This is a genomic window from Curtobacterium sp. MCBD17_008 (assembly GCF_003234475.1).
Lineage (GTDB): Bacteria > Actinomycetota > Actinomycetes > Actinomycetales > Microbacteriaceae > Curtobacterium.
Genome location: NZ_QKTK01000012.1, coordinates 1 through 20,022, shown reverse-complemented (window position 1 = coordinate 20,022; position 20,022 = coordinate 1). Strand labels below are relative to the sequence as shown.

The 20,022-nt window shown below is 68.7% G+C and carries 21 protein-coding genes; 4 read left to right on the top strand and 17 right to left on the bottom strand.

Features of this window, described 5'->3' with window-relative positions; genetic code table 11:
- Positions 1 to 27: 27 nt before the first annotated feature.
- The gene (locus DEI95_RS11845; RefSeq protein ID WP_111060346.1) at positions 28 to 3,612 is read right to left on the bottom strand and encodes an SdrD B-like domain-containing protein; all 3,585 of its coding nucleotides are present in this window, start codon (positions 3,610 to 3,612) and stop codon (positions 28 to 30) included.
- Positions 3,613 to 3,793: 181 nt separating this feature from the next.
- Here DEI95_RS11845 and DEI95_RS11840 point away from each other — a divergent pair, with 181 nt between their 5' ends.
- On the top strand, positions 3,794 to 4,225 hold the full coding sequence (locus tag DEI95_RS11840; RefSeq protein WP_110823457.1) for a hypothetical protein: 432 nt from the start codon (positions 3,794 to 3,796) through the stop codon (positions 4,223 to 4,225).
- Between the two features lie 18 nt (positions 4,226 to 4,243).
- Here DEI95_RS11840 and DEI95_RS11835 read toward each other — a convergent pair whose 3' ends face one another.
- The 13 genes from DEI95_RS11835 to DEI95_RS11775 all read right to left on the bottom strand — a co-directional run bounded on the left by DEI95_RS11835 (position 4,244) and on the right by DEI95_RS11775 (position 14,264).
- On the bottom strand, positions 4,244 to 6,274 hold the full coding sequence (locus tag DEI95_RS11835) for a potassium transporter Kup (protein WP_111060345.1): 2,031 nt from the start codon (positions 6,272 to 6,274) through the stop codon (positions 4,244 to 4,246).
- Positions 6,275 to 6,381: 107 nt separating this feature from the next.
- Positions 6,382 to 7,056 (bottom strand): response regulator transcription factor, encoded by a 675-nt coding sequence (locus DEI95_RS11830; RefSeq protein ID WP_111060344.1) that lies wholly within the window; start codon positions 7,054 to 7,056, stop codon positions 6,382 to 6,384.
- Complete coding sequence (locus DEI95_RS11825) at positions 7,053 to 8,435, bottom strand: sensor histidine kinase (protein ID WP_111060343.1); 1,383 nt, start codon at positions 8,433 to 8,435, stop codon at positions 7,053 to 7,055. Before DEI95_RS11825 ends, DEI95_RS11830 begins: the two co-directional genes overlap by 4 nt.
- On the bottom strand, positions 8,422 to 9,396 hold the full coding sequence (locus DEI95_RS11820) for a CPBP family intramembrane glutamic endopeptidase (RefSeq protein WP_111060342.1): 975 nt from the start codon (positions 9,394 to 9,396) through the stop codon (positions 8,422 to 8,424). The genes DEI95_RS11825 and DEI95_RS11820 overlap by 14 nt, the downstream gene beginning before the upstream one ends.
- A gap of 95 nt (positions 9,397 to 9,491) precedes the next feature.
- Positions 9,492 to 9,980, bottom strand: a complete 489-nt coding sequence (locus DEI95_RS11815) for an SRPBCC family protein (protein ID WP_111060341.1) — start codon at positions 9,978 to 9,980, stop codon at positions 9,492 to 9,494.
- A gap of 89 nt (positions 9,981 to 10,069) precedes the next feature.
- Positions 10,070 to 10,354 (bottom strand): hypothetical protein, encoded by a 285-nt coding sequence (locus DEI95_RS11810; protein ID WP_111060340.1) that lies wholly within the window; start codon positions 10,352 to 10,354, stop codon positions 10,070 to 10,072.
- Between the two features lie 102 nt (positions 10,355 to 10,456).
- Positions 10,457 to 11,002, bottom strand: coding sequence for a GNAT family N-acetyltransferase (locus tag DEI95_RS11805; RefSeq protein ID WP_111060339.1), 546 nt, complete (start codon positions 11,000 to 11,002; stop codon positions 10,457 to 10,459).
- 50 nt (positions 11,003 to 11,052) lie between these two features.
- Positions 11,053 to 11,349: a hypothetical protein gene (locus DEI95_RS11800; RefSeq protein ID WP_181436314.1), complete on the bottom strand. Its 297-nt coding sequence runs from the start codon at positions 11,347 to 11,349 to the stop codon at positions 11,053 to 11,055.
- Between the two features lie 21 nt (positions 11,350 to 11,370).
- Positions 11,371 to 11,589, bottom strand: coding sequence for a hypothetical protein (locus DEI95_RS11795; protein ID WP_111060337.1), 219 nt, complete (start codon positions 11,587 to 11,589; stop codon positions 11,371 to 11,373).
- Between the two features lie 108 nt (positions 11,590 to 11,697).
- The gene (locus DEI95_RS16465) at positions 11,698 to 11,925 is read right to left on the bottom strand and encodes a hypothetical protein (protein ID WP_146243651.1); all 228 of its coding nucleotides are present in this window, start codon (positions 11,923 to 11,925) and stop codon (positions 11,698 to 11,700) included.
- Between the two features lie 69 nt (positions 11,926 to 11,994).
- Positions 11,995 to 12,486, bottom strand: a complete 492-nt coding sequence (locus DEI95_RS11790; RefSeq protein ID WP_111060336.1) for a GNAT family N-acetyltransferase — start codon at positions 12,484 to 12,486, stop codon at positions 11,995 to 11,997.
- Positions 12,487 to 13,464: 978 nt separating this feature from the next.
- The gene (locus DEI95_RS11780) at positions 13,465 to 13,806 is read right to left on the bottom strand and encodes a hypothetical protein (protein WP_111060334.1); all 342 of its coding nucleotides are present in this window, start codon (positions 13,804 to 13,806) and stop codon (positions 13,465 to 13,467) included.
- A 101-nt stretch (positions 13,807 to 13,907) separates the two neighbouring features.
- The gene (locus DEI95_RS11775; RefSeq protein ID WP_181436312.1) at positions 13,908 to 14,264 is read right to left on the bottom strand and encodes an Imm8 family immunity protein; all 357 of its coding nucleotides are present in this window, start codon (positions 14,262 to 14,264) and stop codon (positions 13,908 to 13,910) included.
- A gap of 538 nt (positions 14,265 to 14,802) precedes the next feature.
- Between DEI95_RS11775 and DEI95_RS11770 the strand changes: the two genes are divergently transcribed.
- Complete coding sequence (locus tag DEI95_RS11770; protein WP_111060332.1) at positions 14,803 to 15,459, top strand: HAD family hydrolase; 657 nt, start codon at positions 14,803 to 14,805, stop codon at positions 15,457 to 15,459.
- 92 nt (positions 15,460 to 15,551) lie between these two features.
- Positions 15,552 to 16,220 (top strand): DJ-1/PfpI family protein, encoded by a 669-nt coding sequence (locus DEI95_RS11765; RefSeq protein ID WP_111060331.1) that lies wholly within the window; start codon positions 15,552 to 15,554, stop codon positions 16,218 to 16,220.
- A 143-nt stretch (positions 16,221 to 16,363) separates the two neighbouring features.
- Here DEI95_RS11765 and DEI95_RS11760 read toward each other — a convergent pair whose 3' ends face one another.
- The gene (locus DEI95_RS11760) at positions 16,364 to 16,573 is read right to left on the bottom strand and encodes a hypothetical protein (protein ID WP_111060330.1); all 210 of its coding nucleotides are present in this window, start codon (positions 16,571 to 16,573) and stop codon (positions 16,364 to 16,366) included.
- Between the two features lie 1,246 nt (positions 16,574 to 17,819).
- Here DEI95_RS11760 and DEI95_RS11755 point away from each other — a divergent pair.
- Positions 17,820 to 18,464, top strand: a complete 645-nt coding sequence (locus DEI95_RS11755) for a hypothetical protein (protein ID WP_111060329.1) — start codon at positions 17,820 to 17,822, stop codon at positions 18,462 to 18,464.
- A 483-nt stretch (positions 18,465 to 18,947) separates the two neighbouring features.
- Here the strand turns inward: DEI95_RS11755 and DEI95_RS16720 are convergent, their stop codons facing one another.
- The gene (locus tag DEI95_RS16720) at positions 18,948 to 19,094 is read right to left on the bottom strand and encodes a hypothetical protein (RefSeq protein ID WP_181436311.1); all 147 of its coding nucleotides are present in this window, start codon (positions 19,092 to 19,094) and stop codon (positions 18,948 to 18,950) included.
- Between the two features lie 493 nt (positions 19,095 to 19,587).
- Positions 19,588 to 20,022, bottom strand: a 435-nt coding sequence (locus DEI95_RS11740; RefSeq protein WP_220036654.1) for a hypothetical protein, incomplete at its 5' end; no start/stop codon positions are given.

The window sequence follows — 20,022 nt, the reverse complement described above, 5'->3', positions numbered from 1 at the left end:
CGGGTCGGCTCCGCGCCTCCCGTCGTCTCACCGGCGGCGGGCGCGGCTCCGGCGTCCGAGGACGATCGCGCAGCCCAGGGCGAGGAGCAGCAGCGCGGCGCCCAGTGCGATCGGGAGGCCAGCCGCGCCCGTGAAGGCGAGATCACCCCGACGCGCGGCGTCTTTGGCATGCGCCCGGTCCGGGCCCGCTGCCGACGACTGCTCCGATGGTCGGTCGCTCTCATTTCCCGAGCCGCCCGGCGTGACGGTGCCGGTGCCGCCCGGTCTGCCCGGGCCGCCGTCACCCGGCCCGCCGTCACCGGGTCCGCCGTCACCCGACCCGCCGTCACCAGGCCCGCCGTCCCCGGGGCCGCCCGTGTCCTCCGCCGGCAGCACGCCCGCATCCACGGAGGTGGTGCGCTCGACCCCCTCGAGGACCCCCTCGGGCGTGGTCACACGGCGGAGCGTTATGGTCCCGGTGGAACCGTCCTCGGCCGCATCCGAGTCGACGGCGTCGTCGTCACCGACGTGCTGCCGCGTGAAGCGTCGGTCGTCGGGTGCGTCGAAGGTGACGACGTACGCGCCGGGTCGGACGGTGCCGAACCGGTACCCGCCGTCCGCGTCGCTCGTCGTCCGCCGCTCAACGGCCTCCCCGGAGTCGTCCGTCCCCGTGAGCCGCACGTCGACGGCCTCGACGCCCGGCTCGTCCGCGCCCTGGAGACCGTCACCGTCCCGGTCGGACCAGACCCGGTCGCCGATCGCCCCGGCGACCACCCGGATCGTGGCGCGGTTGGACTGCACGGGGAGGCGGATGCCCGCCACGCTCAGGCCGAACCGGTTCGCGTACGTGTCGCCGTCCTGCTCACCCTCGGTCGCGAGCGCCAACCGGTGCGTGACCGAGGCGCCGACGGCGACCTGGGCCGTGCGGGTGATCCGGATCGCTGTCACGTCCCGGAGCGACGCGGGACACCCGTCTTCGCCGAACTCCTGTTCCGAGCACCACGTGGTGGAGCCACCGGGCTGGTTCGACGGGTCCGTGCCCACGAGCGAGACGTCGCCGGGTGCTGCCGCCGTGTAGCGCACCTGCTCCCCGGCCCCGGTGTCGATCGCCACGGGCTCGGCGAGCGCTGTCCGGCCGTGGAAGGACCCGTCGTGTGCAGCGGTCCGGTCCGGCAGGACGTCGATCAGGTCGGAGCCGTGGAACGGGTCGGGGTCGGTGTTCGTGTAGACGAGGTCCCACTCCAGCCGGTCGCCGGCGACCACGACCGGTTCGACGGCGTGCTCCTCCACACCGACTCCGCCCGTGGTGGTGACCTGCACCGCGCGCTGCGCTCGGCGGTACTCGGCGGGCGACGCATCGGTGGGGGACGCGACCTCGGCCACGTTGTCGATCGGACCGGCGGGCGCCGCGGTCGAGATCGTGGCCCGGTAGGTGATCGGCGGGATGGACGAGTTCGGTCGGACGTCGTGCATCGTCCAGGTGAGCCGCTGGTGCCGCCGCCCCTGCGCGTCCTGCACGGCGTCGACCGCCGGGGTGGTCGACGCGCTGGCGGGGACGTAGGTGGTGTCCACCGGCAGGGTGTCGCGGACGGTGACCGTCGCCGGACGCCCCTTCGTGTTCCCGTTGGTCAGCGTCGGGTAGAGGGCGTACTCGAGCGTGTCCCCGGCGACGGCGGAGGTGGTCCGGTCCGGGGTGTCGGCAGCGTCGTGTCCGGGGTCGACGGTCTTCTTCGCGATCCGGGCGAGGTTCTCGGTGATGACGACGCTGTCCGTCAGGCCGCCGACGCCGAGCGACGGATCGGCGCTGTCGTGGATCCACCCGGGGTGCTGCGTGCCCGAGGAGAGGTGCCCGAAGTCGAGGGCTCGGGTCCCGTCCGGGGCGTCGAGGACGGTGACCCACGAGTACAGCGCCGCGTGGCGCCCACCGGCCAGGTCACCGACGGCGCGGACGGCACCGACCGCGGCGATGCCGCCCGGCACGTCCTCCGGAGCGTCGTACCAGGGTCCGTCCTCGTCGTCGCACGTGCGTCGCTGCCCCTCTGCGGCCGACGTCATGTCGTACGCGGCGTACTGCACGTGCGCGTCCGACAACCCGGTCGCCTCCGCGGCCCGTGACGGACTCCCCACCCGGGTGAGGCGTTGGGTGGCACGGTCGAACGTGTCGCAGAGGACCGCGTCCTGGTACGGCGAGAGCCCGCCGTTGCTCATGGTGACCTCGCTCCGGAGCCGGACCCCCGCGGTCGCCCAGGGATCGCCCTGGCGCGCGGACCCAGGGCGGACCTCGTGGGCGTCGCCGACCACCCGGTACAGCCGCTTCCCGCCGCTGCCCGGGTCGAACTCCACGAGGTTGCGCTCGGACACGTTGTCCGCCGTCGGCTCGGTCCCGCCCGGGAAGTTCGGGGCTCCGCTGGCCGACGTGGTCTGCAGCGGGGTGAAGGTGTTGCGGGACAGCACGTTCGTCCCGCCCGTCGGCTCGGGCAACCAAAAGCTGATGTACCCGGCGACGACGAGGCCGACCTTGCCACCGGCGATCGGGCCGCCGTACTGGTTCTCCGTCGGCATCCGTGTGGGGTCGGTCACCGTCCCCGTGATCGTGACGTCGACGTCCTCCCCCGGGCCGCTCTGCGTGCAGCTGATCGTGCCCGAGTCCGCGACGGCCCGGGCACCACCGCCCTTCCCGGCCGGGAGTCCGCCGAACCCGGACGCCGCGCGCGAGTTCGGGCCGCATGTGGGCTCGTCGCCGTTCCAGAGCCGAGCGCCGGACGGCAGGTCGCCGAGGATCTGGGAGACGTCGTCGGTGAAGGTCATCGGGCCGCCGGCCCCCTCGAAGCCGAGCAGCCCCTGACCCGGGACCACCGGCTGCCAGTCGACCGCGATCGGGTACACGAGCTGGATCCCCCGCTGTCCGCCCGGACCGGTGACGTCCGTCCGGAGCGACGACGCCTGGATGTCCTTCGCCAGGTTGTACCGTGCTGCGGCGGACACGGTCGTGGTGGGCGAGGTCGCCGTGACGGTCCCGTTGTCGGCGTCGTCCGCGGTGCCGGTCGCACGGACCGTGATCGCGTCACCGTGCCGGAGCTCCGCGGAGACGTCGAGCACCGCCGGTACCGCAACCGCTCGGCCTTCGGGGACGGAGTCGAGGTCGCAGACCAGCTCCTGGCCGTCGATCCGTGACCCGCTCCCGGTGCACCGCGAGGGCACGGCGGCCCAGCGGGTACCGGCCGGCGCGGTGAGGGTGAAGCGCTCGTGTGAACTGGCCCCGCCGGTGGAGTTCATCGTGACGCGGTACGTGATCGCGTCGAGGGTGCGGACGATGCCGTTCGCGGCGCCGCTGTCGCCGCCCGGCTGGTCATCGGGCGTGAACGGACCGTTGCCGTCCTTCGCGACCTCGATCGCGAGCCCGACCTCGGCGTCGGTCGACGTGGCCGGACCGGTCGACGTGGCCGGGGACGGCGCAGTGGATGCGGCCGGAGACGGCCCGGTCGTCGGGGACGGGGTCGGCGCGGTGGACGCGGCTGGCGCTGACGCGGACGGTCGCCCCGCGACCGCCCAGGTCGGTGTCGCCACGGTCAGCACGAGGCTCGCGGCGGTCACCACCGTGACCGCGATGCGGAAGGGGATGCGTGGTCGCAAGGGGACTCCAGTTCAGGACGGGCACCGTCAGGTACCCGGGGCGGTATCCGTACGTCACACATCAAACACGAGCGGCGTCCCAGCGCCTCTTTCTCGACATTCCGTATTCCACCCGCATACGATCAGGCACGATCCGGTCACGATCCGCGACGACGAGCCCGACCGGGGCGACACTGACGCCATGACACGGGGGAAGACCGGGGTCTCGATCGGGGTCGTGCTCGCGCTCGGCGGTGGACTGGGTGGCTGCGCGGCGATCTCGGTCGGGCAGTGCGTCGAGTGGGCGCCGCTCTCCCCGGCCGAGCAGGAGCAGGAGGCGAGCCTCGTCGTGGACGCCGACCTGCGGCCGACCGACCGCACTGTCGAGGCGCTCGGGCGCTACCGCGTCCGTGAGGCGGACATCACCAGCGTCCGCAAGGGCCACGCGCCCGGCGACCGCATCGACGTCATCGCGACCTCGGACCAGTGCACGAGCAGCGGGGAGCCGGTGGAGTACCTCGACGGCGATCCGCTCGCCGAGCCGGGTTCCTACCGGCTGTACCTGACGAAGGAGCAGGCCGGGGGCGCGTGGCGACTCGTCGTGCCCGGCGCCGCCCAGCGTCTGGACGACTGACCGGCGCGAGCAGGCGCGTCAGACCTCGACGTCGCTCCCCATCGTCACCGTGCGCCGGAGCGGCAGCCCGAACCGTGCAGCCGGGTCGGCGGCGTTGTGGGCCATCGCGACGAACAGCTTCCGCCGCCACGACACCATCCCACCCTTGCCCGAGCCGGTCCGGAGCGCACCGCGGGAGATGAAGTACGACGCCGCCGACATGTCCTCCTGCGCCAGGTCGAGCACGCCGGCGGCACAGGCGGCACGCATCGCCGCGGGCAGGTCCTGGTCGTCGGAGAACCCGAAGGTGATCGTGATGTGGTCGATGCCGTCCTCGTCGTGGCCGAGCTCGTCGCGCCTGAACGCATCGGACAGCGCCACGTGCGGCACGTTCGCGGTGAGCACGGACACGATGACGACCCGCTGGTGCACGACCCCGTTGTGCTCGACGTTCGCCCGGAGCGCGAGCGGCGTCGTCTCCTTGTTCGGGTGCGGGAACACGGCGACGCCCGGGACCCGCGGGATGTGGTCGGCGTTGACCGTCTCGATGAACTCCGAGAGGGACCCCTCGCGCTTCCGCCGCTCCTGCTGCACGAGCTGGCGCCCGCGGTGCCAAGTGGTCATCAGGGTGACGACGGCGAGCGCGATGAGCAGCGGCACCCACCCGCCGTGCACGACCTTGGACAGGTTGCCGGCCAGGAAGGTGAGTTCGAGGCCGCCGAACACCACGGCGACGAGCACGAGCTTCCACGTCGCCCAGCGCCACAGCGGCTTCACGACGACGAGCAGCAGGAGTGTGTCGACCACGAGCGCCCCGGTGACGGACACCCCGTACGCGGTGGCGAGCGCCGCCGAGGACCGGAAGGCGAGCATGATCGCCATCACGCCGATGAAGAGCAGCAGGTTGACGGCCGGCAGGTAGACCTGGCCGCCCTCGCGCTTGGACGTCTGGCGGATGGTCAGCGGCGGGAGGAGCCCGAGCTGCACGGCCTGCCGGGTGAGCGAGAACGCGCCGGAGATGACTGCCTGGCTCGCGATGACGGTGGCCGCGGTGGCGAGGATCACGACGGGGATCTGCGCCCAGCTCGGGAACAGCAGGAAGAACGGGTCCTCCGTGGCCGTCGGGTCCTCGAGCACCAGCGCTGCCTGGCCGAGGTAGTTGCAGACGAGCGCGGGGAACACCACGAAGAACCAGGCGCGGAGGATCGGCATGCGTCCGAAGTGGCCCATGTCGGCGTACAGCGCCTCGGCCCCGGTGATCGCGAGGACGACCGCGCCCATCGCGATGAAGGTGATGAACGGGTGCGCGAACAGGAACGCGATCGCCCAGGTCGGGGACAGCCCCTGCAGGACGCCGGGGTGCTCGACGATGTGCGGGATGCCGGCGACGGCGATGACGACGAACCAGAGCAGCATCACGGGTCCGAACGAGGCACCGACCTTGGCGGTGCCGAACCGCTGGACGACGAACAGCCCGACGAGGATGACGGCCGCGATCGGCACGACGAGGTGCTCGACCGACGGAGCCGCGGTGCCCAGGCCCTCCACTGCCGACAGCACGGAGACGGCCGGTGTGATCACGGAGTCGCCGTAGAACAGGGCGACCCCGACGATCCCGATGACCAGGAACACGGTGGTCCCGCGCGGGCGGTGCGCGTGCAGACGTCGGGCGAGTGCGGCGAGCGCCATCACCCCGCCCTCGCCGTGGTTGTCGACCCGCATGAGCACGAGTACGTACTTGATCGACACGACGATCGTGATCGACCAGACGAGCAGCGAGATGACGCCGTAGACGTCCTCCGGGACCGGCCGGACGATCCCGCCGTCGACCGAGAACACCGTGCGCATCGAGTAGAGGACGCTCGTGCCGATGTCCCCGAAGACCACACCGAGCGCGGCGAGGGCCAGGGCTGCCTTGCCATGGTGCCCACGGGCCTCCCGGCCGGCGGGCTGCTGGCTGGCCGTCGCGGGGTGTGTGGCGTCGTCGCCGGGACCGGCGTCTCCGGGCTGGGCGTCACGCGCAGCCGACGGCTGGTCGGACGACTGCGACGACGCGCGGGTCTCGGTCACGGCGGGGGCTCCAGTTCGCGGCCGTGCGGGCGACGGCCGCGCCCATCATGCACCCGCGGAGTGACAGCGGAGCACCAGGCACACCTGACGCAGCGTCGAACGGCTGCTCACGCGTCCTGGTCCGGCACCGTGACGATGCGGTTCTGGTACGCCCAGACCACGGCCTGCAGGCGTGACCGGACCCCGAGCTTGGGCAGCATGCGCGCCAGGTGGGACTTGACGGTGGAGACCTCGACGACGAGCTCCGCCGCGATCTCCTCGTTCGACATCCCCTGCGCCAGGAGCAGCAGCACGTCCCGCTCCCGGGCGGTCAGCACCCCGTCGACCCGGTCGCCCGTCACCGGCTGCAGGCTCCGGCGCGAGGTGAACTCACGGAGCACTCGCCGGGTCAGGGCCTGGTCGAGGGTGCCGTTGCCTGCGGCCACCTGACGGACGGCGCCGATGATCGTGTCCGGTTCGGCGTCCTTGAGCAGGAACCCGGACGCACCGGCCTCGAGGGCACCGAACACCAGGTCGTCCATGTCGAAGGTCGTGAGCATGAGGACGGGCACCGCGGGGTCGGCGTCCGGTCGGCAGAGTTCGCGGGCGACCTCGATGCCGTTCCGGACCGGCATCCGGATGTCGAGGACCGCGACGTCGGGCCGCGTGCTGCGCGCGAGCGCGAGTGCTTCGCCGCCGTCGGCGGCGACCCCGACGACCTCGATGTCCGACTCGGCGTCGAGAAGCGCCGAGACGCCGGCCCGGACGAGTGGCTGGTCGTCGGCGACGAGCACGCGGATCACCGCGCCACCTCCGGGTCGGCGGCCGTCGTGTCGGACTCGGGCCGGGCCTCCCGGCCGAGCGTCAGTGCGACCAGCCACCCGCCGTCGTCCGTCGGACCGACCTGGAGGCCCGCCCCCACCAGTTCCGCCCGCTCGCGCATGCCGCGGAGTCCGTTGCCACCCGCGGGGGTGCTGCCCTGCGCCGGCACGGCGGCCGGCCCGTTCTCGATGCGCACCAGGAGGTGGTCGTCGGCGCGGTCGTCGATCGTGACGGTGCACGGCGCTCCCGGAGCGTGCAGGGCGGCGTTGGCGAGAGCCTCCTGGACGGTGCGGTACGCGGCGAGCTGCGCGAGCGGACCGACCCCGTCGCCGAGCGGACGGCCACCTCCTGCGCGGTCGACGGCCAGGACGTCCAGCCGGACGTCGCTGCGGAACCGTGCCCGTTCGACCAGGTCGACGACCCCGGCGACGGTCTCGACGGCCCGTTCGGCGGGGCTGTCGTCGCGGAGCAGGCCGACCAGGCGGCGGAGGTCCTCGAGGACGGCGGTGCTCTGCTCCCGGACCTGCCGGACGCCCTCGTGGGCACGCTCGGGGTCGGTGTCGATCTGGCGGTCGATGACGGCGGACATGAGGGCGATCCCGGAGAGGTGGTGGGCAGCGATGTCGTGGAGCTCCCGGGCCATGGCGGCACGCTCGCGGGAGACGGCGGCGTCGATCAGGGCGTCCTGCTCCCGGTCGACCGCGGTGGCCTCGGCGGTGCGGGCGACGCGGACCTCGCGGCGGGACAGCACCACCAGGGTGACGAGCAGCGGCAGGCCGACGGCGCCGACCGCCTGCAGGACGCCCTGGCCGATCGAGGTCGTCAGGCCTTGGGTGAAGTCGGCACGGAAGCCGCCCGCGAGCACGGCCCAGATCGCCGCTCCCCCGATCACGACCAGCACGGCCGCTGCGGTGAGTGCGGGCCACAGCCGTGCGAGCGGGACGCGGAGTGCGGCGAGGACGACGGACACGGCGACGGCGAACGGCGTGAGCCCGAAGAGTTCGAACGCCTGCGGGGCGAGGACGGCGACGAGCACCGGGATCCCCGCCACGACGACGAGCGTGGCGCGCGGTGCCCGGCGGGCGGCGAGCAGGGCGGCCGCCTGGGCGAGGAGCCCGAGGGTCAGGACCGTCCACGGCGCACTGCCGACGGCCGGGTAGCTGACGGTCTCGCCGACCGTGTCCGGGTCGGCGGCGTCGAGCGGCGGCAGGGCGAGCAGCAGACCGAGGGCGACCACGGCGGTGCCGAGCGCGACGAGCACGTCGGTGCGGCGCTCGCGGGCGGTGGCGGGACGCCGGGCGGGCGCAGCGCCCCCGGCCTCGGCCTGGGGGCGCTGCGCGAGCGGCTCAGCGGGTGCCATGCTGCGATCGTACGAGGGGCTTCGCCGCCGGGATCGGGGCGTCGATCGGCAGCGCCCGACGGGCCGGGTCGTACCCGAGGTGCCCGCGGGTGGCGATGAGCAGCACCACGGCGGTGATGGTCGACATGATCGTCAGGCCGATCATCAGCGTGCCGGCGGTCATGCTCGGGTACATCGTGGGGAAGAACGTCGAGATCGTGTTGTTCACGCCGACGTGCAGCAGCAGTGCGAGCGGCAGGCTCTCGCCGGTCTTGTTGAAGACCTGCACCATCAGGACGTTGAACGTGATCGTGAACAGGGCGAACACGACGGGCTCGCTCCAGTGCGCGTTCGGCCACCCGCCCCAGTCGCTGAGGTACAGCGGCATGTGCCACAGCGCCCACACCGGGCCGAGGATCGCCGCGGCACCGAGGCCACCGAAGCGGTGCTGCAGGCGGGGCAGGGCGAAGTCGCGCCAGCCCGGCTCCTCGCTCAGACCGGTGGAGAACAGCTGGATGACCAGACCCGGCACCACGGCGGCGAACACGAGGGCGGTCGGTGCGTGCACGTCCCCGCCGGCGAACGGCAGCGCCGACACGATGATCAGGGCCGGCACGACGACGAGCGCCAGGGCGTACCAGTACCAGGCGACCCGCCAGCGGAACAGACGCCCGACCCAGCGGCGGAGGCCCGGGCGACCGTCGGCGACCGCGGTCACGATGAACGCGCCGCCGAGCGGGCCGAGCAGTGCGCCGGGCAGCACCCCGGTGAACTGCGCGCTGCCGAGGACCTCGGCGAAGTGGATGTCCCAGACGCCCATGCCGTGCGGCGACAGGATGTAGGGGACCCACGCCAGCCAGCTCAGCCCGAGTGCGAGGGTGAAGAACGACCCGAGCGGGTGCCGCGCGATGACGCCGCGGATGCCGTGCCGGTCCTGCGGGGCGGTGCCGGTCTGCGACCGGGCTTCGATGGTGTTCGTCATGACATCGACGCTAGGAACTGCGCCGCGCCGGGACGACCGGCGGAGGGAGGCACGTGCGGGACTTGCATCGAAAGGATGCAGCCCCGCCGCGCCCGTCAGCGACCCCGGTCCGGAGCCGCGGCGGCCAGCACCACCGGGTCCTCGCAACCCCGCGCGAAGCCCGCGATCCGCCGGTCGATGTCCCGCTGCAGCACGAGCACGCCGATGCGCTCCGCGAGCGGGGCCAGCCACCTCGGCTTGCAGGTGAAGTTGTAGCGCCAGACCGCCAGCGTGTGCCCCGGCTGCCCCTCCGCGGCGCTGAACCGCCATCCGCCGCCCATGCGCTCGAAGAACCACGAGCCCTTCGTCATCTTCATGCCGACGTTCGAGGGCGGGTTGTACGACACGTACTCGCTCTCCATCGCCAGGCCGAACCGCTGCACCGTGTACGTCCGCACGCCCTTGCCGGGGGCGGTCGCGCCGATGAGGTGCTGCCGCCGGATGAACGGGTCCCACCGCTTCCGGACCTCGCCCTGCGTCTGCGAGACGGCGAAGGCGACGTCCACGTCGACCGGGACGACACAGCGGGACTCGACGACGGGCATGCGCCCATGCTGGCACGCGGCGGGACCGCCGGACAGGAGGCCCGGGGGCGGGCCCGTACCGCGCCTCCCGTCCCAACGGCCATTCAGCGTCAGCGGTCGCGGGGCGATCCTGCAAGCGCTGCGACAACAGCTCCCGCAAGCCCCGTGAAGCCTGCGAGCACCAGCCCGACCGCTGAGAGCGCTCCGCCCCAGACGAGATGTGGGTTCAGGGCCGAGCACGGCTGCCATACGTCGCCGCCAGGGGTGAACTGGCCGACTTCGCAGCCGCCGTTCTGGCCCACAGCGACGAAGACGGCGATGAGCCCGACGAGCAGACAGACTGCGGTGAGGGTGCCGAGCGCCGCGACCCAGATGCCCCCCGTTGACTTCTTCATGCCGAGGAGCGTAGCGGGGCCGATGTCCGCGGATCGACGTGCCGTGGAGGGAGCTCTCGCAGTCCGGTAGCCGATCGGTCACTGGACGGGTTGAGCGGCGGCTCACTCGCGATCGAGCATGGCGTATCGGTAGCCGTCGACCCAGCCCAGGTCGGTGTGCCAGGACTCCTCGATGGCATGCTGCTCGCGTCGCATGCCGTTCTTCTCGAGGATGCGGGCTGAGGCGATGTTGTCTGCGTTGCAGCTCGCTGTGACGCGCCGGAGCCGGAGCGCGTCGAATGCTGCGGTCAGGCGGCCGCGTGCCAGGTCCGTTCCCAGTCCGCGCCCGGCGAGGTCGGGTTGCAGCATGTAGCCGATGACGCCTTGCGTCCCTTGGGGCATCCCTGGTTGTCCTTGTCCGTTTGTGACGTCGAGGAACCCCAGGCCGGCGAGTCGGCCGTCCAGCTCGGCGATGCACGAGAAGTCGGTGGCGCTGTCGGGGATGCTCGCCCACTCTTGGACGTAGGCGTCCGGATCGACGTGAGTGCGGAGCATGAACCGGTTGACGACGGGGTTGTTCCGTAGCGCGACGAGCTGGTCTGCGTCCTCGGGCTGGGGGTCGCGGAGAAAGAGAGCGCCGCTCTGAGCGGGCCACGGAGAGGTGCACACGCTGCCGTCCTTGCAGGAGCCAGGATCGCTGACCGATCGGCTGTCGGACGCTACAGCTCCGATGCCTGGACGAGGGATCTGACCGGTGGGAGCGCCGCACGAGCGGCGGGGTTCGCCTCGTCAACGATCACGGCCACCGCGACCAGCTCGGCACCGCACTGCGCGACGAGCTGCTGCGAGACGATCGCTTGGCTTCCTGTCTCGATCCAGTCATCGACCAGGACCACGCGCTGGCCGTCCGACAGCAGGTCGCGCCGCGTCGCGAGCGTGCGTCGGTTGCCGCGGTAGTCCTGCTGCGTCTGCTGCTCGATCAGCGGGCCGGGGAAGAGCGCTCCGTCCTTCCGCACCGGGGCGAACCCCACGCCGAGTCACACCGCGACTGCCGGGGCGAGAACGAACCCTCGCGACTCAATGCCGAGGACGACGTCCGGCTGCTCAACCTCGATCAGGGCGGCCAGCGCGTCGACGACAGCTGCGAGCGAATCACCAGCGCGCAGCATCGTCCACATGTCAGCTGCGCCGTCGATCCAACGGAAGTGCTCGCGCACGACGTCGCGCCCCGGACCGATGACAGCTTCGTTGCCCATGTCACAACGCTACCCAGGCGGCCGACCGGTCCGAAGTGGACACGAACCCCGACCACATCGAAACCAGTCCGGTCGCCGATCGGCTACCGGGACGCCAGTGGCCGGTCTCTACCTACCGCGCCGATTGGCGCGGTCTCGTAGCGCGACGATGAGCATTCCAATACCCCCGATGATCCAAGGTGCGGCGATGAAGTATCGAAAGGCGCTCGGCTCGGCAACTGCAAGGCCGAGCCACATCAGCCCGACGACCAGCCAGCCGCAGGCGAGCCACAACGACGGTCGGCCAAAGAGCCACCGGCTCAACGTGCGGCTCTCTTGTGGATCTTCCCCGGTCATGTAGCTCACGCTACGCCGCGACGAGATCCGACGAGGAAGCAGCGTGAGGATATCCCGTTAGGCGATCGGTCAGCGGACGAGTCGCACCGTTGTTCCGATCGGGCCGAAACTGGAGATGGCACCGTCTGCGATGAAGCCGTTTCGTCGGTAGAACGAGTGAGCGCGCGGATTGTCAGCAGCGATCCACAGCGACGCCGGCCGTTGGCCGAGCACAGCGTCCAGTAGCGCTTGACCTGTCCCGTGCGCGTGCTCGAGCACGTAGAGCATGCTCAGCTCCTCGGGCCGGACGGCGGCCCGTTCTTCCGCGGTGGTCTGGGCAGCGGCGAACCCGATCATGCCCGCCTCTGCGATGGCGACCACCGTTGTGAAGGTCTGGTCTTCTAGGTTCGATGACCACACGCTGACGCGCCGGTCGACGTCGAACCAGGCATTGGTGTCTGGGTCGTCCACGAACCGCCCGTAGGTTTCGCGCCAGGAAGTGGCGTGCAGGCGGGCGATGCTCGCCGCGTCATCGATGGTTGCCGGCCGGATCACGGCGGTAGCTGAATCACGCTCTCCCATGTCCTGACCGTACCCATCGACGTGGCGGGATGGGTCATAGAGCTCCTGACAGCCGGCGCCCTGTTCCGGGTGCCGATCGTTCAGCGGACGGATCGGGAGGCGGTCTACTCGCAGTCGTCGACCGACGAGGCGGTTACACCTCGCAGCCGATGACGCCTTGCGTGCCCTGAGGCATCAGCGAGCACTCCCAGAGCCACGGAGTCCGCGAATCCCGTAGACGATCGCCGCCACCCCGGTGATGGCAGAGAACACTGCCAACACCACCGCTGGCAGGCCTGAGCGCCCAGTCGGCTCAAGGGGCTCATTGGTGAGCATGAAGCCAGCCGCAACTCCCAACAGAATGACGCCGAAGACCACCATGAAGATCGCACCCGAGCGTCGCATGCTACTTCTCGTTCAATTGCGTTGCTGCCTGCACGGTCATCGCGTGTATCTAGTCCTGAGCTCCGGTTTGGGAAGTTCGACGAGCGAGTTCCGCTCGGACAGAACCGTGTACCGCGAAGCCGATCGCCCCCACGAGGAGGAGTATCAGGCCCAGCCCCGCCACAACGAAGCCGACGGGGACCAAGCCCGCCTGCCCGAGAAGTGCACCGAAGAATGCGAAAAGGAGCGCAGCCGTTACAGCTCCAGCACCGCCCGCGAGGCCGATGGCACGGGGAGGAAGCGTTGGTCGCATGCTCGTAGCAAAGCAGATCAGACGACCTCTCGTTGCCGGATCGTCGATCGGGCGTGTCCCGACACGATCGACCCTCTAGGACGCCCGGCGGCTAGGTTCGTCGTATGAGTCGTCCGAGCGCGCTATGGCTGGTATTCCTATTGCTCGGACTCGTGTGCGGCGCAGTCTCGGTCGTTTTTTTCACGAGCGACGCCCCGGCGTGGCCAGGATGGATCACTCTCGTCTGCGCCGTGGTCGTCCTCGTGAGCGCCGCGGTGGGCCGTAGACGTTCTCGCCTTCGTCCTTGACCGTTAACGGATGGGCTACCGGTTCGCGATTTGCCCTCGACCCTCTCCCGCGGAGCGGCTGCTTTTCGAGAAGTCAGTCCAGCGCGCGTCGTACTCCCGATCATGGCGTTCTCGTAGCTGCTTGAACGCTCGCTCGCGCGACTCGTCGTCGAGACCCCGCTGGTAGACGAGATCCATGTGCTCCGCACCCCATCTGAAGGTAACGTCCTCGAACTTATAGACGCGCTTCCACACTTGGGCGACCTTCTCGGCCGTCAAGGATGGGAAGACGTCCTCGATGCGAGCGTCTGCATGGCCTACTCGGATCATGAAGGCGGCGTCGAGCACGGACAACTCGCGCAGTTTCTCAAGAGTCACGTTGGCACCGTACCTTCAAGCGTCGCACCGTCTCGATAGCCGATCGTTGACCGGACGGGGAGCGAGTGCTCCTGATGCTGTCACCTCCTGCACCGACATGATCAGGGCTTGTAGTCCTCGAACTCCCAGTACCCCAACCGGCTGAGCCTTTCTCCGACCTCGTTCCAGTCCCGTCCTTCCACCTCCGTGAAGAGCCGATTGATAAAGGATCGGATCTGGTGCGGGTTCCACTTAGCCACGACCACCATGTGGCGCTCGTGAAGCGGTCCCCACTGGTTCAGCTCCCTCGTCATTGAGAGGGGGCTACGAACCCGCAGTTGGAAGGACTCTTCTCCCGGCCCGCCCACAGGGCCGGCCATGACGGTGATCCAGATGTCGACGTCGTCTGGATCCTCGAGCACAACGTCCTCGAGGCTTTCACCGTCATTCGTCGAGATGAACCGCACCTGAGCCTTCACGGTGTCATCCTCACGCACGCCCTAACAGCCGACGCGTGTTCCGATAGCCGATCGCCAACCGGGACGGCACGGGAGTCACATCCGAGCGCACTCAACGTCGACGCCGCACTGTCAGGCGTACCTGCGCGGAGGGACACCGACCAGTTCCGATCGGCCAGTCTCTCTTCACTTTGGACGGTTGCGCACGGAGGAGGATTCCGGTCACTTGGAGACCGCTTGTCGCCATCAGCGCGAGAAAGAACCAACTCCTGGAGCCAGGGATGAGAAAGAGCATCACAACTGAGCCGACTCCTACTACGAGGGCCGCGATGTAGAAGCTCAGGCCGAGTTTCATGGGCGCGCGCCGAGCTTGTCCATCACGGGCTGATGATCGGTGGCGCATGAATCACAGGCTACGGGGCGCGCGCTCGCGAACTTGCGGCTGCCGCCCAAGCCAGTCGCGATCACCAAGATGCGTCCGGTAGCCGATCGGCTATCGGACGCCGTTGCTCACCTGGTGGATCGCTGAGGGAGCCCGTTTGGGTGGGAGGATCGCCTCGTGCCGATCGAACTGCCCGCAGGAGTCCTCGCCGTCGTCTTCGACGTCGGCGAGACGCTCGTCGACGAGTCGCGCGCCTGGTCTGCACAAGCGGAAGCGGCCAGCGTCCCACCGTTCACGTTGATGGGAGTGCTCGGTGCGCTGATCGCGCGGGGTGAAGACCACCGCCGAGTATGGGCGCTCCTCGGCGTCGAGAGGCCCGCGGGGAGCGCGCTGATCGAGGAAGCAGACCTCTATCCCGACGCGCTGCCGTGCCTTCGTGCGGCCGACGAGCGCGGCCTTGTCGTCGGCATTGCAGGGAACCAGCCGACGGGCGTGGAAGCGCAGCTCCGCGCGGCCGGCTTCTCACCGCACTTCTTGGCTTCCTCCGCGGCGTGGGGGGTGGAGAAGCCCTCACCCGAATTCTTCGCTCGCGTCGTCGCGGAGGCAGGCCTCGAGGCCGGGTCGATCCTCTACGTCGGTGACCGCCTCGATAACGACGTCCTACCAGCACGCGCTGCCGGCATGCGGACCGCGTTCATTCGGAGAGGGCCGTGGGGTCATCTTCACGCTGAACGGCCGGAAGCACGTCTCGCGGACCTCCGACTCGATACCTTGGCGGACCTCAGCGCCGCGCTGATTGCCGGACGGCCGGCCGAGGTGCAGGTTACGTCTTGATCAGGAGCAGTCGAGTGCGACTGCGCTCAAGGGTGCCCGGTAATCGATCGGCTACCGGAATCTCCGCGGTCTGGCGAGGATGATTCGTCGCGCTGCTGTTCCCGAACGTGACGCAGCTTGATTTGACTGGCCCGGTGCAGCTCTTCTCACGACTGCCCGGTGCGACCATCGACCTGGCCTGGCACGACCGAGAGCCGGTCGCCACCGACTCGGGATTCTCGATCGTGCCGACGGCGACGTTCGACGAAGCCCCACAGGCGGACGTGCTCTTGATCCCGGGAGGGCAAGGTGCGTTCGACCTGCTCGACGACGAGCGAGCCATCGACTTCGTCACGCGGCAGGCTGAGCATGCGCGCTACGTCACCAGCGTGTGTACCGGAGCGTTCGTGCTCGGCGCTGCGGGCCTGCTGCTCGGCAAGCGGGCTACGACGCACTGGGCGTCCCACTCTCTGCTCGGGACCATCGGAGCTGTGCCCGAGCATGCGCGGGAGGTCCGTGATGGTCGAGTCATTACGGGAGGCGGGGTGACCAGTGGCATCGACTTCGCCCTCACCGTCACCGCTGAGGTGTACGACGAAGCCACAGCCCGTGCCGTTCAACTGACCATGGAGTACGACCCTCACCCTCCGTTCGACGCTGGATCGCCGACACGTCCGGAAGCCGACCCGGAGCAGGTGCAGCGGGCTGTTGCGGACGCGCGACATGGACGCGGACCAGTCGTCACGCAAGCAGCATCCCGACTCGGACTGACGTCCCACTAGCCGACCGTCCACTGGGTGCCGTTGCCGCGCGTGGGTCTGCCCGGTAGAGGATCGATCAGCGAGACAGCTTGACGCTCGCTTGCTGCCTGGCCGGCGTCGTTCGGTGCGGCGACAGCATCAGAACAATTCTGCCGCTGCAGTAATCAGGCGAACCCTTGTCCGCCGGTGCCGATGATGCCGGTCAGCACGCCCGCGGCGCAGAGCGCCCAACCGGTGATGATGATCGGAAACCACGGGAGCTTCTTGCGATAGAGCTTGCCAGTTCGTTTGTAGTCGATGAGGTAGTAGACGATGCCGCTCGCGAACGGCACTGCGCCGATGATGAAGAGCGTGATGGCGATCGCGCGCATCATCGTCGCCCTTTCGCTCGGACGATCATCACGATGATGATCGCGACCCCAATGACTGCGACGATCGGGTACGAATTGGCTCGAATCCCACGCCAGTGAACATCAGATCCTCTCGCTGCGCGCGATGCAGCAGCGCTCGCGCTTGTCTGAATGGACACTACTCACGGGCCATGGAAACAGTCCCGCTAGCCGGTGGGCTACCGAACGCCGCCTCGGTCGCTCGTGGTCGTTCCGGTAGGGGATCGGCCAGCGGACGCTGCGATACGCGAGAGGGCGGAGGCTCACCCGTCGTCGGCGCGCGCTCCGCGCGAAGTGCCCGACGGCCGGCGATGCGCTGGACGAGCTTCCTCAAGAAGACGAGCTCCACTGCCACCGTGATGGCCAATCCGAAGAGTGCGAAGGCGATGCGCGCTGGATCGAGACCGCCGCTGAGGACACCGACGGGGAAACCGATCATCAGTACAGCACCCGCGATGACGTTCCACCAGGACGCGATCATCCCGGCAGGAGTGCGATTCGTTAGGTCTGTGCGGTCCGATGGATCTGTGCGATCCCACCATGACGTCATGCGTGCACGCTACCCCGTGTCCGACGACGGCCAGAGGGCCTTGACTCTTTGCGGAGACACAATTGGGTTCGCCCGAAGGGGCTCTCCCATTAGTCCGGAAGCCGATCCTTCGCCGGACGGCACCAGACGCGTCCTGAGGATCGGACCTTGACGTGGGCTCGTAGTCGCTTCCGAGCGACTGTGGCTCTCGGGACACGTCTCGCTACAGCCAGGGTGGCGGACCGTTGATAGTCCAGCCGACGGCCTCGAACAGGATAGCAACGGTGTAAACCACTGGCACGGTGAAGAGTGCCGCGAGGACGGAAACTACTACCCACACCGAGCGCGCTTTCCTACCGAGCGATGGAGAATGCTGAGCAAGCACTGCCCCTACGATTCCAAGCCCGAGCGGTACACCGAGCACCCAACCGAAGGAGATGTCGCCCCCAGGAAAGGCTGACAGGACGAGGGGCGACATGACCGCGGCTACCACGAGCACGGCCGTAGCAACGGGAATGTACCTTCGAGGCGACGCACGCTCGGCACGGCCTGCATCATTCACTGTCATGTCTCATGCACGGAGAGCCTAGGTGATCGGCCGCAGTCCGCAGCAGCGGCTGTCGACCTCGAGAGTACGGAGCAACTCGCCCGGTGTCTCGATAGCCGATCCTTTGCCGGACGCCGTCGTACGCTGTCCTGGTAATGAGCGTGATCATCCTCGTGATGGCCGAGTACATGGTCGACGATTCCCCCTTGTGGTACCGCGGATCGCGTGAACACTTCGACGTCGCCGGGGCCGCAAACCTCGGACTGAGCACGTCCCTCCGACACGATTTGCAGGCGTGGAACGGCGTCTTCGAGCACGCGTGGGACGCCGTTCTTGACGACCGTGACGAGTCCCGCCCTGTCCCGTCGCCTTCGGTGTCCCCTGAGGTGTTGGCCGTCCACGGGGTCGAGGCGTTCACCCTCGCGAGCCGCGTCCAGCTCGAGCTCGGTGACGACACGCACGTCTGGTGCGGCGCAGGCGGAGGGATCGACACGGTGACCGAGTCGGGGACGGCCGTCGTACTGCCGAGCAGACGGCCAGGGACAGAGGTCGAGTTCTTGCATGACGGGAAGCGCGACGTCAAATCGGCGCGTGCTGCGGGCGCCCGTGAAGGAACAGCCAAAGCAGTCGTTCACTGGCGTTCCCTTACCGAACGAGTCGGGACGCCGTTCGGCAACGCTGAGACCCGCGCCCTCGGACTTCGAACTGCCGGGCGCTTGCAGAGCGATGTCGGGCCGCCCACCCAGGTCGTCTTCTACGCCGGCGCGTCAGCGCAGTACCGGTTCGACGAATTCGACTGAGATCGTCACTGTCCGAAAGCCGATCGGCTATCCGACATCTTCTCTCGACGAACTGTCCGCGCCTCACCTACGGCGCCGTAGCAGGTTCTGCACCACGCCACCCCATAGGACAAGACCCGAAACGGCTAGAACTATCCCGAGCACCCATACCGGGAACCCATGACGCGTCACCTGGTCCGGTGTCAGGAAACACAGGACCCCCATCACCACGAAGACGGATGCCAAGATGGCGCCGGGCACTTCCTTGCCCTCTTTGATGATCACTGGATCTCCTTCATTGTGGTCGGCGGCTACTGAGCGGGCTGGCGCAGCCGAGGGAGCGCGAGGCTCGCTGGAGCCACTCAGCCCGCCCGTTACGATGCTCCTGCTTCCTTCGCAAGTGCCACCCGCGGCAGCAAACCAAGTGCAGGACGGCGTGGGCCGGCGAGCTGCCCGATAGTCGATCCGCTACCGAACGAGACGCTCCAGCTCTCCGAGGGGCAGTCAGTGCTTGCGGCGAAGAAACATCATGACTCCGACAGCGACGATCGCCACGATCACGAGGACGAACGCCCACAGAGGAATCGTGGCGCCCGACTTCATTCTGACAGCAGCGAGCATGACGACCGCGGTTGCGACGAGTGCATTCATGTGCCTGAGACTAGAGGGCGACCGCTGTCTCATAAGCCGATCCTTCACCGGGCGTTTTGTCGGCTCGGGCCCCGGTCGCTGCGGTGGCGGCGGTTGAGGAGATCGCCGTCTCAGCTTGCGTCGTCACGCTCGAATACTTCGCATCCTGCGTTCGACTACGTGAGGGCTATGACAATTCCGACTAACATCATTACACCCGAAGCAACGAACGTTCCAATTGATCGACTAGACATTGACTTACCTCTGCGGAAGTCAACGATCGTGAGAATGATCGCTACGACGGCTACGACTGTTCCTGCGAAAATGAACGCGAGGATCAAGCCTCTGTCCATGATTAGGTTCCGTTCTTGATGGTCCTGGCGCACTTGCAGGCTTTGCGGACGCCCGAGCTGAACCTCCTCGTTCTTAACGACCAACCTAGCAAGTGGAAGCGCGCAGAGCGGTTCCGAGATGGAGCCCGCAAGCCGATCCTCTACCGGACGCGCCCACTTGGCTATCGAGACGCCTCGTCGGTAGCGCGCCTACGCCATGCCGCCACTGCGTCGGTGGCCTCCTGCTTCGCACGACCCTCCGGGTTGCGGCTCCCGGTCTCCATGCTGCCCATCAAGTAGAGGACGAGACGCTCGTGCTGTTGTCCGTCGGCTTTCCAATTCAAGAACTGCCCGTCGCGAATCTCGACGACCTGATCACGAGGAATCACATCCTGCGTGAAGAGGTTTCGCAGTACCAGATCGCTGTCGCGTAGTTCTATGCGCATCTGTGTGAAGCGCCAGCCGACGATCGCAGACGCGATGGCCAACAGACCGAACAGCCACCAGGGACTGCTGCAGGTTTCGTTGACTCGTTCGTCTAGGCCGCGAGAGCGACCTGTGGGTTGATGATCGTCTCGTACTCGATCGGGGTCAACTTCCCCAGGCCACGTTGCCGC

Coding starts and splice junctions, on each gene's coding strand:
- DEI95_RS16465 (WP_146243651.1), bottom strand. CDS start 11,925: ATGACCGGGGAAGATCCACAAGAGAGCCGCACGTTGAGCCGGTGGCTC.
- DEI95_RS11795 (WP_111060337.1), bottom strand. CDS start 11,589: ATGGGCAACGAAGCTGTCATCGGTCCGGGGCGCGACGTCGTGCGCGAG.
- DEI95_RS11755 (WP_111060329.1), top strand. CDS start 17,820: ATGAGCGTGATCATCCTCGTGATGGCCGAGTACATGGTCGACGATTCC.
- DEI95_RS11790 (WP_111060336.1), bottom strand. CDS start 12,486: ATGGGAGAGCGTGATTCAGCTACCGCCGTGATCCGGCCGGCAACCATC.
- DEI95_RS11825 (WP_111060343.1), bottom strand. CDS start 8,435: ATGGCACCCGCTGAGCCGCTCGCGCAGCGCCCCCAGGCCGAGGCCGGG.
- DEI95_RS11820 (WP_111060342.1), bottom strand. CDS start 9,396: ATGACGAACACCATCGAAGCCCGGTCGCAGACCGGCACCGCCCCGCAG.
- DEI95_RS11840 (WP_110823457.1), top strand. CDS start 3,794: ATGACACGGGGGAAGACCGGGGTCTCGATCGGGGTCGTGCTCGCGCTC.
- DEI95_RS11815 (WP_111060341.1), bottom strand. CDS start 9,980: ATGCCCGTCGTCGAGTCCCGCTGTGTCGTCCCGGTCGACGTGGACGTC.
- DEI95_RS11760 (WP_111060330.1), bottom strand. CDS start 16,573: ATGATGCGCGCGATCGCCATCACGCTCTTCATCATCGGCGCAGTGCCG.
- DEI95_RS16720 (WP_181436311.1), bottom strand. CDS start 19,094: ATGAATGCACTCGTCGCAACCGCGGTCGTCATGCTCGCTGCTGTCAGA.
- DEI95_RS11810 (WP_111060340.1), bottom strand. CDS start 10,354: ATGAAGAAGTCAACGGGGGGCATCTGGGTCGCGGCGCTCGGCACCCTC.